The 13,395-nt window shown below is 72.2% G+C and carries 14 protein-coding genes; 5 read left to right on the forward strand and 9 right to left on the reverse strand.

Features of this window, described 5'->3' with window-relative positions:
• Nucleotides 1-76: 76 nt before the first annotated feature.
• Nucleotides 77-352 carry a DUF3017 domain-containing protein gene (locus IFT73_RS09710; RefSeq protein WP_192167486.1) on the reverse strand — a complete coding sequence of 92 codons (276 nt, stop codon included), beginning with the start codon at nucleotides 350-352 and terminating at the stop codon, nucleotides 77-79.
• Nucleotides 349-1,200: a bifunctional methylenetetrahydrofolate dehydrogenase/methenyltetrahydrofolate cyclohydrolase gene (locus IFT73_RS09715; protein WP_192167487.1), complete on the reverse strand. Its 852-nt coding sequence runs from the start codon at nucleotides 1,198-1,200 to the stop codon at nucleotides 349-351. Before IFT73_RS09715 ends, IFT73_RS09710 begins: the two co-directional genes overlap by 4 nt.
• A gap of 151 nt (nucleotides 1,201-1,351) precedes the next feature.
• On the opposite strand from IFT73_RS09715, the gene IFT73_RS09720 reads away from it, so the two are divergent.
• Both IFT73_RS09720 and IFT73_RS09725 read left to right on the forward strand, forming a co-directional pair.
• Entirely contained in the window at nucleotides 1,352-2,005 is a 654-nt protein-coding gene (locus IFT73_RS09720; RefSeq protein WP_192167488.1) for a TetR/AcrR family transcriptional regulator, read from the forward strand.
• The gene (locus IFT73_RS09725; RefSeq protein WP_192167489.1) at nucleotides 2,002-2,538 is read left to right on the forward strand and encodes a YbaK/EbsC family protein; all 537 of its coding nucleotides are present in this window, start codon (nucleotides 2,002-2,004) and stop codon (nucleotides 2,536-2,538) included. Before IFT73_RS09720 ends, IFT73_RS09725 begins: the two co-directional genes overlap by 4 nt.
• 7 nt (nucleotides 2,539-2,545) lie before the next feature.
• Here the strand turns inward: IFT73_RS09725 and IFT73_RS09730 are convergent, their stop codons facing one another.
• The 4 genes from IFT73_RS09730 to IFT73_RS09745 are packed head-to-tail and all read right to left on the reverse strand — an operon-like array spanning nucleotide 2,546 to nucleotide 6,817.
• The gene (locus tag IFT73_RS09730; protein ID WP_192167490.1) at nucleotides 2,546-3,472 is read right to left on the reverse strand and encodes a DMT family transporter; all 927 of its coding nucleotides are present in this window, start codon (nucleotides 3,470-3,472) and stop codon (nucleotides 2,546-2,548) included.
• Between the two features lie 7 nt (nucleotides 3,473-3,479).
• Nucleotides 3,480-5,039 (reverse strand): bifunctional phosphoribosylaminoimidazolecarboxamide formyltransferase/IMP cyclohydrolase, encoded by a 1,560-nt coding sequence (gene purH / locus IFT73_RS09735; RefSeq protein ID WP_192167491.1) that lies wholly within the window; start codon nucleotides 5,037-5,039, stop codon nucleotides 3,480-3,482.
• Between the two features lie 10 nt (nucleotides 5,040-5,049).
• A complete protein-coding gene (purN, locus tag IFT73_RS09740; protein ID WP_235501775.1) occupies nucleotides 5,050-5,670 on the reverse strand; it encodes a phosphoribosylglycinamide formyltransferase in 621 nt (206 codons plus the stop codon).
• Nucleotides 5,603-6,817, reverse strand: coding sequence for a DUF6350 family protein (locus tag IFT73_RS09745; RefSeq protein WP_192167492.1), 1,215 nt, complete (start codon nucleotides 6,815-6,817; stop codon nucleotides 5,603-5,605). Before IFT73_RS09745 ends, purN begins: the two co-directional genes overlap by 68 nt.
• Nucleotides 6,818-6,884: 67 nt before the next feature.
• On the opposite strand from IFT73_RS09745, the gene IFT73_RS09750 reads away from it, so the two are divergent.
• A complete protein-coding gene (locus IFT73_RS09750; RefSeq protein ID WP_192167493.1) occupies nucleotides 6,885-8,699 on the forward strand; it encodes a hypothetical protein in 1,815 nt (604 codons plus the stop codon).
• Nucleotides 8,700-8,881: 182 nt separating this feature from the next.
• Here IFT73_RS09750 and sucD read toward each other — a convergent pair whose 3' ends face one another.
• The 3 genes from sucD to IFT73_RS09765 all read right to left on the reverse strand — a co-directional run bounded on the left by sucD (nucleotide 8,882) and on the right by IFT73_RS09765 (nucleotide 11,323).
• Complete coding sequence (gene sucD, locus IFT73_RS09755; RefSeq protein WP_056606476.1) at nucleotides 8,882-9,775, reverse strand: succinate--CoA ligase subunit alpha; 894 nt, start codon at nucleotides 9,773-9,775, stop codon at nucleotides 8,882-8,884.
• Between the two features lie 10 nt (nucleotides 9,776-9,785).
• Nucleotides 9,786-10,952, reverse strand: a complete 1,167-nt coding sequence (sucC, locus tag IFT73_RS09760) for an ADP-forming succinate--CoA ligase subunit beta (protein WP_056606473.1) — start codon at nucleotides 10,950-10,952, stop codon at nucleotides 9,786-9,788.
• 113 nt (nucleotides 10,953-11,065) lie between these two features.
• Complete coding sequence (locus IFT73_RS09765; protein ID WP_192167494.1) at nucleotides 11,066-11,323, reverse strand: hypothetical protein; 258 nt, start codon at nucleotides 11,321-11,323, stop codon at nucleotides 11,066-11,068.
• 215 nt (nucleotides 11,324-11,538) lie between these two features.
• Between IFT73_RS09765 and IFT73_RS09770 the strand changes: the two genes are divergently transcribed.
• A complete protein-coding gene (locus IFT73_RS09770) occupies nucleotides 11,539-12,273 on the forward strand; it encodes a M23 family metallopeptidase (RefSeq protein WP_157432480.1) in 735 nt (244 codons plus the stop codon).
• 145 nt (nucleotides 12,274-12,418) lie between these two features.
• Entirely contained in the window at nucleotides 12,419-13,348 is a 930-nt protein-coding gene (locus IFT73_RS09775; protein WP_192167495.1) for a hypothetical protein, read from the forward strand.
• The last annotated feature ends 47 nt before the right edge of the window (nucleotides 13,349-13,395 follow it).

Genomic DNA, 13,395 nt, shown 5'->3' on the forward strand with positions numbered 1-13,395 from the left:
CGTCGGCGGGCGTCGGTGACTCGCGAGCAGGCGTGCGTGACTCGCGAGCGGGCGTGCGTGACTCGCGAGCGGTGGGTCAGCCGGGCTGGTTGGGGATCAGGAAGGGCAGCACCAGCAGGGCCACGCCCAACGTCGTCATCCACACGATGTCGAAGGCCTTGCCCCGCACCCGCAGCATGCCGGTGTGGTCGATCGGGACGACCGAACGGGCCAGGGCTCCCGCGACGAAGGCCAGCCCGATGCCGCCGACGCCGAGGCGCCACTGCCCCAGCGCGATGAGCGTGAGACCCGCGACGACCGCGACGAGCTGCAGCAGGTAGAACTGCGACCCACGGCTGCGCGGCGCCCTCACGGGTTCAGGCGCTCCGCGGTGTCGACGACGTTGGCCAGCAGCAGGGCGCGGGTCATGGGGCCCACGCCGCCGGGGTTGGGCGAGATCCAGTCCGCGACCTCGTGGGCGGCGGGGTCGACGTCGCCGACGATGCCGTTCTCGTCGCGGCTGACTCCGACGTCGAGGAGCGCGGCACCCGGCTTGACCATGTCGGCCGAGATGATGCCGGGCACGCCGGCGGCGGCGACGACGATGTCGGCGCGGCGCACCTCGGCGGCGAGATCGGTCGTGCCGGTGTGGCACAGGGTGACGGTGGCGTTCTCGCTGCGCCGCGTCAGCAGGAGGCCCATCGGACGTCCGACCGTGATGCCGCGACCCACGACGACGACGTGCTGTCCCGCGATCGGCACGTCGTGGCGCCGCAGCAGCTCGATGATGCCGCGCGGCGTGCAGGGCAGCGGTGCCTCGCGACCCAGCACGAGCCACCCCAGGTTGGTCGGGTGCAGGCCGTCGGCGTCCTTGAGCGGGTCGATCCGGCCGATCGCGGCGTTCTCGTCGAGGCCCTTGGGCAGGGGCAGCTGCAGGATGTATCCCGTGCACGCCGGATCGGCGTTGAGCCGGTCGATCGCGTCCTCGACCTCGGCCTGCGTCGCCGTCTCGGGCAGGTCGACGCGGATGGACTCGATGCCGACCTCGGCGCAGTCGCGGTGCTTGCCCGCGACGTACCACTGGCTGCCGGGATCGTTGCCGACCAGGATCGTGCCGAGCCCGGGGACGATGCCCCGCTCGCGCAACGCGGTCACCCGCTCGCGGAGCTCGCCCTTGATCGCGGCAGCGGCCGCCTTGCCGTCGAGGATCTGCGCAGTCACGGGACGAGTGTTTCACGCCCCGGGGCCCGCACGTCGTCGGGCGACGCCCGGCGGCACGTGACGTCCGGGGGCGGCCTCATAGACTTCGTCCCGGCGGGAGCGTTCGGGAGCACGACCCGGCACGCCGATCCCTGCCCCGGAAGGATCCCCGATGACCTCACGCGCCCAGCTGACGCAGGAGCGCAGCCGCCAGCGCCGCGGCGAGCTGCTCGCCGCCGCGATCGAGCTGTTCGCCGAGGGGGGCGCCCGGGCCATCACGCACCGGGCCGTCGCCGCGCGCGCCGGCCTGCCGTCGGCCACCACGACGTACTACTTCGAGTCGATCGACGAGCTGATCCGCGAGGCGCTCGGCGCCCACGTCACGCAGTGGTCCAAGGACCTCGACGCCCTCGCCGCGATCGACATCGGCGCGGGGATCAGCCTCGACGACGCGACGGCCTACATCGCGGGCATCTTCACGCAGCGCGATCCCGAGGTCGCGGCCCTGCACCTGTCGATCTTCCTGGCCGCCTCGCGCGAGCCGGTGCTGCAGGACGTCGCGGGCGAGGCCCTGCGGTCGCTCGAGCGGCTCGCCACCGTCGTGCTGTCCCGGATGGGCGTGGCCGAGTCCGACGAGGTCGCGGCGGGCATCACGTCGCTGATCGCCGGCACGGCGCTGCGCCGCCAGTCGCGGGTCTACTCCGAGGAGTCCGAGGCACGCTTCCTCGGCGCGTCGATCCGCAACCTCGTCGCCGGTCACGCGATCGGTCCCGACGCCGTCACCTCGGCGCTCGCCGGTCTGCAGCCGTCGGTCCCCGCGTCATGACACCGACGGTCTGCACCCTGCCGCTCGAGCCCTACCGGGCCGACCTGGTGGCACCTCCCGTGGCTGCCCTGCTGGCGACGCTGCCCGACCTGGCCGCATCGGCGTTCGTCGTCGCGATCGACCCCGCCCTCGCCGACACCCAGGCCCTCAACGCGGCGTACGACCTCGACGCCGACCTGGGCGCCAACTGCGTCGTGGTCGTGGGCCGTCGCGGCGCCGACGAGCGCCCCGCGGCCTGCGTCGTGCTGTCGAGCACGCGCGCGGACGTCAACGGGCTCGTGCGGCGCACCCTCGACGTCCGCAAGTGCTCGTTCGCCGCGCAGGAGTGGGCCGTCGGCGAGAGCGGCATGGAGCACGGCGGCATCACGCCGGTGGGCCTGCCCGCGGCGTGGCCGATCCTGGTCGACCGAGCCGTCACCGAGCAGCCGTGGGTCGTGATCGGCAGCGGGCTGCGCCGGTCCAAGCTCGTCGTGCCGGGCGCGGCGCTGGCCGACCTGCCCGGCGCCTACGTGCTCGACGGCCTCGGCGTCTAGCGTCCGGTCACACCGGCGGCGCGGACTCGACCGGCGCACGGTGCGTCACCGCGAGCCACACCACGGCCACCAGGACCAGCGCTCCCCCGACGGCCTGCAGGCCCGTCAGCGACTCCGACAGCAGCCACGTGGCCAGCCCGACCGTGACGACCGGCTCGAGCGTCGACAGGACGGACGTCGACGTCGGCCCGAGCAGCGCCAGGCCGCCGAAGAACGCCAGGATCGCGACGACCGTGCACACCAGCGCGATCGCCACCAGCGTGCCCCACCCCCGCCCCGACGACGGGAAGGCCGCGGGACGTCCGGCGGCCGCCAGGACCGCGACGACGCCACCGCACACGACGGAGGCAGCGACGCACACGATCGTCGAGACCGCGATGACGTCCATGCCGTCCGTCACGACCGAGCCGACCGTGATGTAGACCGAGTAGATCACCGCGGCGCCGATGCCGAGCGCGATGCCGAGCGGGCGACCCGATCCCCCGCCGACGACGAGCGCCGAGCCGGCGAGTGCGAGCACCAGCGCGGCCGCCGTCACCGGACCGATGTGCTCGCGCAGGAACACCGCCGCCAGCACTGCCACGAACGCCGGGAACAGGTAGAGCAGCAGCGCCACGAGACTGGCCTGCGCGTGCTCGAGGGCCAAGAAGTAGCAGTACGACTGCCCGACGTAGCCAATGCCGCCCATCGCCGCGACCGGCAGGCACCGGCGCAACGGCGGCAGCGCGACCCCGCGGACCCGCATGACGCCGACCAGCACGACGGACGCCAGCGCGAAGCGGACGAAGATCAGCGCCGGGGTGTCGACGCCGTCCTCCTGCGCCCACACGCCGAAGATCGCCATCGACCCGAAGGCCGCGGCCGACAGCGCGACGAGCAGCGCCCCCGCCAGCACGCCGGGTCTCGCCCCGGCGGGCCGTGCGGGAGCGCTCATCGGTGCGTCAGTGGAAGAAGTGCCGGGTGCCGGTGAAGTACATCGTGACGCCGGCGGCGCGCGCGGCCTCGATCGACTCGTCGTCGCGCACCGACCCGCCGGGCTGGACGACGGCCGTGACACCGGCGTCGAGCAGCACCTGCAGGCCGTCGGCGAACGGGAAGAACGCGTCGGACGCCGCGACCGAGCCCGTGGCCCGCTCCGCACCGGCGCGCTCGACCGCGAGGCGGCACGAGTCGACGCGGTTGACCTGGCCCATGCCGACGCCGACCGAGGCGCCGTCCTTGGCCAGGAGGATCGCATTGGACTTGACGGCGCGCGTGGCCGTCCACGCGAACGCGAGGTCGGCCAGCGTCGCGTCGTCGGCGGGCTCGCCCGCGGCGAGCGTCCACGACGACGGGTCGTCGCCGGGGGCGTCGACCAGGTCGCGCTGCTGCACCAGTCGTCCGCCGCTGACGGCGCGCGTCTCGGTGGCCGCGCCCGCCTGGGCGGTGCTGCGCAGGATGCGGATGTTCTTCTTGCCCTGCAGCACCTCGACGGCGCCGGGCTCGTAGTCGGGCGCGACGATGACCTCGGTGAAGACCTCGGCGACCTGCTGGGCCATCGCGACGCTGACGGGCCGGTTAGCGGCGATGACGCCGCCGAAGGCCGAGACGGGGTCGCAGGCGTGCGCCCGGGCATGGGCCTGCGCGACGTCGGTGCCGATCGCGATGCCGCACGGGTTCGCGTGCTTGATGATCGCGACCGCCGGGTCGGCGTGGTCGAAGGCCGCACGCCACGCGGCATCGGTGTCGACGTAGTTGTTGTAGCTCATCTCCTTGCCGTGCAGCTGCTCGGCGGCGGCCAGACCGCCCGTTCCGTCGGTGTAGAGCGCCGCCTGCTGGTGCGGGTTCTCGCCGTAGCGCAGCGTCGAGGCGAGCGTCCACGTCTCGCTGACGGTGGCGGGCCACGGCGACTCGGGATCGGGCGCGTACGACGTGGCGAACCAGGCCGACACGGCGGCGTCGTAGTCGGCGGTGTGCGCGAACGCCTCGGCGGCCAGGCGCTTGCGCTGCTCGAGCGTGAAGCCGCCGGCGGCCAGGGCCTCGCCCACGGCGGCGTATCGGTCGGGCGACACGACGACCGCGACGCTCGGGTGGTTCTTGGCGGCCGCCCGCACCATCGACGGGCCGCCGATGTCGATCTGCTCGACGCACTCGTCGGGCGTCGCCCCCGAGGCGACCGTGGCGCTGAAGGGGTACAGGTTCACGACGACCAGGTCGAAGGGCTCGATCTCGAGGTCGGCGAGCTGGGCGACGTGGTCGTCGAGCCGCCGGTCGGCCAGGATGCCCGCGTGCACGCGGGGGTGCAGCGTCTTGACGCGTCCGTCGAGGCACTCGGGGAACCCCGTCAGCTCCTCGACCGGCGTCACGGGGACGCCCGCGGCCTCGATCGTCTTCGCCGTCGAGCCCGTGGAGACGATCGACACGCCCGCGGCGTGCAGGTCGGCGGCGAGCTGCTCGAGACCGGTCTTGTCGTAGACCGAGACGAGGGCACGGCGGAGAGGACGGGGCGAGGAGGTGGTCATGCAGGTTCCTTCACGGGGAGGTCGTGCGGTGGGCGTCGGGGCCGAGCCGGACGGCGCGGTCGTCGAGGTGGAAGTCGTGGCGGGCCAGGGTGCCGACCCACTCGACCAGCATGGCGCGCTCGCTGGTCTTGATGCGCTCGTGGAGCGACGACTCGTCGTCGTCGTCGAGCACCGGGACGGCGACCTGGGCGACAATCGGGCCGGTGTCGACGCCCTCGTCGACGACGAACAGGGTCGCGCCGGTGACCTTGACGCCGTACGCGAGGGCGTCGCGGGGACCGTGCATGCCGGGGAAGGCCGGCGACAGTGCCGGGTGGGTGTTGAGCGTGCGTCCGCCGAACAGCGCGAGGAACGCCGGTCCGGTGAGCTTCATGAACCCGGCCAGCACCACGAGATCGGGCGAGCACGCCGCGACCCGGTCGGCGAGCGCGACGTCCCAGGCGGCCCGGTCGTCGAAGTCGGCGGTGCGCAGCACGAACGTCTCGATGTCGTGCCGACGGGCGCGCGCCAGCCCCTCGATGCCGTCGCGATCGGCGCCGACCGCGACGATCTCGACGCCGTAGTCAGCTGCCGCCGACGCGTCGATCAGCGCCTGCAGGTTCGTGCCGCTTCCAGAGACGAGGACGACCACGCGAGCTGGTGTCCGGGGGGCGGTTGGCACGGGCACCACGATAGTGGGAGAGCACCGTGCCCAGTGCGCCGCCCAGCGCCATGACGGGCACGGCCACCAGCAGCGGGGTCAGCGGCGGCGGCCCGGCGTCGGTCAGACGTCCCGGACCGATCGCGCCGCCCGACAGGCCGACCAGCACGCCGAGCACCAGGCCCGCGAGCGCACCGGCCGCCGCGCCGAGCGCGAGGCGCGGCACGAGGCCCTCGCGCTCGCCGGGCTCGATTCGCCACCCGCTGACGATCCCCGCGAGCAGCGGCACGAGGCCCAGCACGAAGACCCACCCGGGGAACTCGCCCGGCGTCGGCAGCGCGGCCAGCAGCGGGAAGCCCGGCACCTGGCCCAGCTGGGAGCCCGTCAGGTCGACCGACGTCCCCGAGCCGATCGCGAAGCCGGGGCCGACCAGCGCTGACGCCGTCCAGAGCACCAGCGTCGGGACCGCCAGCAGCGAGCCGATGGCCAGCGCGATGCCGCCCCCGAAGCCCGGGTCGAGCAGGGCCCACAGGTCGCCCGCCTGCCGGACGTTGGTCACGAGCAGGACCACCACGAGCACCGCCGCGGCGGCCAGCACCGTCAGCAGACCCGGGACGGCCGCGCGCACGACGGTGCGGGCCTCGGCCGGGGCCGTGAACCACCACCGCTCGCCGTCGTGGTGCCGCTGGACCGAGCCCCACGCGGCGCCCAGGCCGCCGACGACGAAGCCCGTCGCGGCCGACCGGACGACCGAGGTGTGCACGTCGCCGACGTTGGTCGCGGCCGAGGCGATCGCGGCGATGGCCCCGAACGCGCCGGCCGACGCGGCGGCGAAGGCCGCGAGCTCGTCGAGCGGATCGGCCACGACCCACGCGGCGGCGCGCGCGACCAGCGCGGTGCACAGGACCGTCCCGCCGAGCGGCAGCAGCCCGATCGAGACCGGCCCGGCGTCGATGCCCGAGCCGAGCGCCACGAGCCACGTCCGGATCGCGGTGCGGGCCAGCGGACCGACCGACAGGCCCGACGTCCCGCTCGCCACCACCACGACGACGGCCGCGGCGGCCCACGACACGATCGCGGCCACGATCGCCGTCAGGAAGGCCGGCCGCAGGTAGGAGGTCTCGACGGGCGCAGGCACCGCTTCATCCTCCCAGTAGAGTTGCTGCGTTGCACCCAGGCACGCCGGACGTCGAAGGAGGCTGGACATGACTCGCGTCGATGAGTTCAACAGCTTCTACGCCTCGACCTTCTCCGATGCGGTGCAGGTCACGTACGCGCTGTGCGGAGATCGCCAGGTCGCCTTCGAGGCGACCGTCGACGCCTACCGCCGCGCCTGGCGCGACTGGTCCAAGATCCGCGACCGCCGGCCGCTGTCGTACGTCCGCGACGAGGCCTGGAAGCTCACGTCGCTGAGCCGGGGCACCCACCCGCTGCGCCGACGGCACGAGGAGGACGGTGACACCGCCCTGCTGACCGCGCTGCACGACCTGCCGGTCGACGACCGTCGCCTGATCGTGCTCATGACGCTCGGCAACACCGACCTCGAGGAGGCGTCCCGCGAGGTGGGTCTGCCCGCCGAGGAGGGCATCGAGAACGTCACGACGGCGCTGGCGTCGCTCGAGACCACGCTGGGCGAGGGCATCGACGCGATCGAGCGCCGCATGCACGCGCTCGCCTCAGCCACCGACGCGCTCGACATGCCCCCCGCGGCCGACGTCCGGACCGCCGCGCGACGCGGGCGCCAGCGCAACACCGTGCTGCTCGTCGCGGCCGCCATCGCCCTGATCTTCGGCGGCGGGCTCGTCGCGACCGACGGCGACGCCCTGGCCACCGGCGCCGACCTGCCGCGACGCGAGAAGATCGGTGCCGAGCGGCCCGACGTCGTGCTCGACGCGCAGAAGATCGACGCCGGCAACCTGCTGGCCCCCCGGCAGCTGTCGACGCTCGACGCCTCGCGCACGTGGACGACCGAGAGCACCGACGACAGCGTCACCAACACGACCCCCTACGCGACGTGCCCCACCAAGCGGTTCGCCGACACCGACCCGCTCAAGGTCTTCGTGCGCACGTTCACGGGCGACGGCTTCGGCAACGCCCGCGTCGCGCAGGCGATCGAGGTCTCGCGCAGCGACGCGGTCGCCACCCAGGCGTACCAGCGTCTCGTCCAGTGGTACTCCGACTGCGAGCACCCGCGCACCCAGCTCGTCGCGTCGTACACCGTCAAGCGTCCGTTCGGTGACTTCCAGATCCTGTCGCTGCGCTCGAACCGCTCCCCCGAGCGGACGTTCACGGTCGGCTTCAGCCACTCCGGCACCATCACGAGCACCCTGGTGCACGAGGTCGACGGTGCCGCGGGCCCCAGCATCGAGTCGTTCGCCAAGACCCTCGACGCCTCGGTCGCCAAGGTCTGCAAGGACAGTGGCGGCGAGTGCTCCGACGCGATCGAGGTGCTGCCGTCCGATCCCCCGCCGACCACCGAGGCGCCGTCGTTCCTCGGCATCGTCGACCTCCCGCCGATCGCGGCGATCGACAAGGTGTGGGCCGGCACCGACTTCCCGGCGCAGACCAATCCCGCCGCGACGCAGTGCGACAAGGCCACCTACACCAGCAAGTCCGTCACGAAGGCCGGCTCGCGCGTGTACGTCCTCTACCAGGCCACCGAGCTGCCGCCGGAGTTCGGCGTCGCCGAGACCGCCGCGCGGTTCTCGTCGGTCGACAAGGCCAAGGCCTTCGTCAAGAAGGTCTCAGGTCGCATCGACGGCTGCAGCGACGACATCCTGTCGGCGACGGTCGACCAGAAGCGCAAGGTCTCGGTGCAGGACGCGAGCGGCACGGTGTGGCGGGTCGGCTTCGAGGTCGAGGGCGGCAAGAAGGTCTACTACCGCACCGCGATCGTCCGGCGCGGCGCCGACGTGGCGCAGGTGACGTTCACGCCGGCCGGTGACTTCGACATCTCGCAGGGTGCGTTCAGGGACATCGCCGAGCGCGCCGCGACCCGCCTCAAGTACGCCACCGACTGACCAGCTGAGGAGTCGCCGCTGCGGCCCTCCGAGGAGCCACGCGCTGACGCGAGCAGGTCCCGGCGGACGTGCTCGTCGGAGGGCCACAGCTGACTCGTCAGCGTTCGTCAGCACGAGCTGGATCCCGCACATGACGAGGCCCCCACCGCGGTGCGGTGGGGGCCTCGTCGATCAGGCGGGTGTCAGCCGTTGAGGATGGCCCGCATGAGCTCGGCGGTCTCGGACGGCGTCTTGCCGACCTTGACGCCGGCGGCCTCGAGGGCCTCCTTCTTGCCCTGCGCCGTGCCGGCGCCGTCGGACACGATGGCGCCGGCGTGGCCCATCGTCTTGCCCTCGGGAGCCGTGAAGCCCGCGACGTAGCCGACGACCGGCTTCGTGACGTGCTCCTTGATATAGGCGGCGGCCTTCTCCTCGGCGTCTCCACCGATCTCGCCGATCATGACGATGGCCTTCGTCTCGGGGTCGGCCTCGAACGCCTCGAGGGCGTCGATGTGCGTCGTGCCGATGATCGGGTCGCCGCCGATGCCGATGGCGGTCGAGAAGCCGAAGTCGCGCAGCTCGAACATCATCTGGTAGGTCAGCGTGCCCGACTTCGACACCAGGCCGATGGGGCCCTTGCCGGCGATGTTGGCCGGCGTGATGCCCGCCAGCGCCTCGCCCGGCGTGATGATGCCGGGGCAGTTCGGGCCGATGATGCGCGTCTTCTTGCCCTGGGCGTAGGCCCAGAACTCGGCGCTGTCCTGCACCGGCACGCCCTCGGTGATGATGACGAGCAGCGGGATCTCGGCGTCGATGGCCTCGACGACGGCGTCCTGCGTGAACGCCGGCGGGACGAAAGCGACCGACACGTCGGCGCCCGTCTGCGCGATGGCCTCGGCGACCGTGCCGAAGACCGGCAGCTCCACCTCGGCGCCGGAGGCGTCGGTGTGGGTGACGGTCGTGCCGGCCTTGCGGGCGTTGACGCCGCCCACGACCTGCGTGCCGGCGGCCAGCATGCGGGCCGTGTGCTTGGAGCCCTCACCGCCGGTGATGCCCTGGACGATGACCTTGGAGTCCTTGTTCAGAAAGATCGACATTGCGCGCCCCTCAGCCGTTCGCCAGCTCGGCGGCCTTGTCGGCCGCGCCGTCCATGGTGTCCACCTGCGTGACCAGCGGGTGGTTCATCTCGTCGAGGATCGCGCGACCCTCGTCGACGTTGTTGCCGTCGAGACGGACGACCAGCGGCTTCGTGGCCTCGTCACCGAGCAGCTCGAGGGCGCCCTTGATGCCGTTGGCGACCGCGTCGCACGACGTGATGCCGCCGAAGACGTTGACGAACACGCTCTTGACCTGCGGGTCGTTCAGGATGACGTCGAGACCGTTGGCCATGACCTCGGCCGAGGCTCCTCCGCCGATGTCGAGGAAGTTGGCCGGCTTGACGTTGCCGTGCTTCTCACCGGCGTACGCGACGACGTCGAGCGTGCTCATGACGAGCCCCGCGCCGTTGCCGATGATGCCGACCTCGCCGTCGAGCTTGACGTAGTTGAGGCCCTTGGCCTTGGCCTTGGCCTCGAGCGGGTCGGCCTCCTCGTGGATGACGAAGTCCTCGTGCTCGGGGTGGCGGAACTCCGACGCGTTGTCGTCGAGCGACACCTTGCCGTCGAGGGCCTCGAGCCGGTCGCCGTCGAGCCGCGCGAGCGGGTTGACCTCGACGAGCGTGGCGTCCTCCTCGACGAAGACCTTCCAGAGCGCCTGCACGAGGGTGACCGCCTGGTCGGCGAGCTCGGCCGGGAACTTGGCCTCCTCGACGATCGCGCGGGCCTTGGCCTCGTCGACACCGGTGCCGGCGTCGACGGGGATCTGACGGACGGCCTCGGGGTTGGTCTTGGCGACCTCCTCGATCTCCACACCACCCTCGACGCTCGCGATGCACAGGTAGCTGCGGTTGGACCGGTCGAGCAGGAAGGAGAAGTAGTACTCCTCCACCGGCGGCGTCGCCGGCGTGACCAGGACACGGTTGACCGTCAGTCCCTTGATCTCCATGCCGAGGATGTTCGACGCGTGCTCGAACGCCTCGTCGGGGGTCTTGGCGAGCTTGACGCCTCCGGCCTTGCCGCGGCCTCCGGCCTTGACCTGGGCCTTGACGACGGTCACGCCGCCGATCTGCTCGGCAGCGGCCTTGGCCTCGTCGGCGGTCTGAACGACGACGCCGAGCGTCGTCGCGACGCCATGCTTGGCGAAGAGCTCCTTCGCCTGGTATTCCATCAAATCCACGGTGGTGTCCGTCCTTGGTTGGAGTGCAGCTCTGCCGCGATCGGCGTGATGTCGCCACGAACAGGCCGTTGCGACTGTATCCGCTAACACAGGGAGACGTCGCGTCGGTTACGTCACACGGCCGGCTCGATGACGATGTCGGTGGCGTCGAGACGTGAGCACGCCTCGCGGACGAGCTCCAGGCCGTCGGCGTCGGCGTCGACGACGAGCCGCCGGGCGTCCTCCGCCACGGCGGTGCGGGCGAGCTGCTCGGGCGACTGCCCTCCCCCGACGAACACGATCTCGTGGCCCTCGTCGCGCAGCCTGCGGGCCGCGACCGTCGCCCCGGAGTCGTCGCCGATCGCGCCGACGACGATGCGGTGCTGGGTCATGCGCCGATCGTGCCACAGGTGAAAGGCGTCACACGGGGCCCCGATCTCCCGCGGGACCGACGTCCCGACCTCGGACGGAATTGGAATTCGGTTTCGTTCGGACCCGATCCTCGGCTAGTCTCGTGAGGTCCTGTCGTCGCCTCCTGGAGGTCATCTGCGTGTCTTCGTCTGCGCCCAAACGCCGACTCGACCATCGCCAGCAGACCCCTCAGCGGGTGGCCGGCAAGCGAGCCGCACAGCGCCGCACGAGCCGCGCACGATCGTTCGCCCCGACACCTGCGATGGCCGGAGCCTTCGCCCTGGTGCTCGCCGCCTTCGGCACCGCCGTCGTCAGCAGTGGCGACGACGCCAACTCGCTCAAGGCCGATCAGTACCAGACCGTCAATCAGACGTACACGAGCCAGGGCCAGACGGCCCCCGAGGTCGACGTCAGCCGCAGCTTCGACCGCGCGACGCTCGACCGCCAGGCCAAGGAGCAGGCCGAGCAGACGCAGGCCGCCCAGGCCGAGCTCGCCCAGCGCGTCGGCAAGACCGCTGACGAGTTCAAGGCCAACCGGTGGGTCGTCCCGGTCACGGGGTACCGCCTGACCGCCCGCTTCGGGCAGCGCAGCGGACTGTGGTCGACCGTCCACACGGGCCTGGACTTCGCCGGTCCGTCCGGCTCGACGATCGTCTCGGTCGCGGCGGGCACCGTCGTGTCGGCCGACTACGAGGGCGCCTACGGCAACCGCACCGTCATCCGTCTCGAGGACGGCACCGACATCTGGTACTGCCACCAGAGCCGCTTCGGCGTCAAGGCCGGCGACAAGGTCGGCCCCGGCGACGTCATCGGCTTCACCGGCTCGACCGGCAACGTGACCGGCCCCCACCTGCACCTCGAGGTGCACCCGGGCGGCGGCGGACCCGTCGACCCGTACACCGCGCTCGTCGAGCACGACGTCACCCCGTAGCGCTCCTCGCTCCTCCCCGCGGTCCGTGACGCCCACGGCGTCACGCTTCGCGGATGACGCTCTGGTCGCCACACATCGTGGCGACGTCCACACGCTGTCGTGACCGGGCTGGATGCTGGCGATTCGATTCGCGACGATGCTCGACATGGCCAGACCCGCCCGCGTCCCCGACGTCCTGCGCGGACACGTCTTCACGACGGCCGAAGCGGCCGCCGCGGGAGTCACCTCCTCCATGCTGCGTGCCCAACACTTCGTCCAGGTCCATCGCGGCGTCTGGCGCCTGGCCGACACCGAGCTGACGTTCGCGCTCGCGGTGGAGGCCGGACGACTGGCGCTGCCGGACGACGCCGCCCTCAGCCACGTGTCAGCACTTCATTGGATGGGCGTCCCGGCCGGCCGGGCATTCCCCGTGCACTTCTCGGTGCACGGCTCGGCGCAGACGCGGTCGGGCATCGTGCTGCACCGCCGCGAGGGACGCATCTCGCCGCGTGACGTCCGCGGCGTCCCGACGCTCGGACCCGATCGTTCGTTCGTCGACAGCGCGACGCTGCTGGGCCTGCGCCACCTCGTGCGCGCGGGCGACGCGCTGGTCCGAGCTGGTCTGACGTCGATCGAGACCCTGATCGCGTTCACGTCGGCGTCGCACCTCGACGGCGTGGTCCGCGCGCGAGAGGCGGCCCTGCTCGTCCGTGATCGCGTCGACTCGCCTCGCGAGACCGACGTCCGCCTGCTGCTGGTGTGCGCGGGCCTGCCCGAGCCCGAGGTCAACGTCGACGTCCACGCCGACGACGGCGCCTGGCTGGCCAGGGGCGATCTGGTGCTGCGCCGCTGGCGCATCGTCGTCGAGCACGACGGCTGGCACCACGAGCGCGATGCCGACCAGCGGCAGAAGGACCACTTCCGAAGAGAACGTCTCGAGGCCGCCGACTGGACGCTGATCGTCGTGACCCAGGCCGATTTCGCGCACCCCACATCCATCGTGTCGCGCACCTTCGAGGCCATGGTCAGACGCGGGTACCGCGGCCCGCCCCCCGATCTGGGCCGGACGTGGCACCGCATCGCGCGCAATCTGTGACGCCTACGGCGTCACGACCACGGGATGACGCCGTGGCCGTCACGAAT

This window comes from Aeromicrobium sp. CFBP 8757 (assembly GCF_014841755.1).
In the GTDB taxonomy this organism is placed as follows: Bacteria; Actinomycetota; Actinomycetes; order Propionibacteriales; family Nocardioidaceae; genus Aeromicrobium.

Bases quoted from the DNA above. Each gene is read 5' to 3' on its own strand.
- IFT73_RS09720 (WP_192167488.1), top strand. From the start codon at position 1,352: ATGACCTCACGCGCCCAGCTGACGCAGGAGCGCAGCCGCCAGCGCCGC.
- IFT73_RS09725 (WP_192167489.1), top strand. From the start codon at position 2,002: ATGACACCGACGGTCTGCACCCTGCCGCTCGAGCCCTACCGGGCCGAC.
- IFT73_RS09730 (WP_192167490.1), bottom strand. From the start codon at position 3,472: ATGAGCGCTCCCGCACGGCCCGCCGGGGCGAGACCCGGCGTGCTGGCG.
- purH (WP_192167491.1), bottom strand. From the start codon at position 5,039: ATGACCACCTCCTCGCCCCGTCCTCTCCGCCGTGCCCTCGTCTCGGTC.
- IFT73_RS09750 (WP_192167493.1), top strand. From the start codon at position 6,885: ATGACTCGCGTCGATGAGTTCAACAGCTTCTACGCCTCGACCTTCTCC.
- sucD (WP_056606476.1), bottom strand. From the start codon at position 9,775: ATGTCGATCTTTCTGAACAAGGACTCCAAGGTCATCGTCCAGGGCATC.
- IFT73_RS09765 (WP_192167494.1), bottom strand. From the start codon at position 11,323: ATGACCCAGCACCGCATCGTCGTCGGCGCGATCGGCGACGACTCCGGG.
- IFT73_RS09775 (WP_192167495.1), top strand. From the start codon at position 12,419: ATGGCCAGACCCGCCCGCGTCCCCGACGTCCTGCGCGGACACGTCTTC.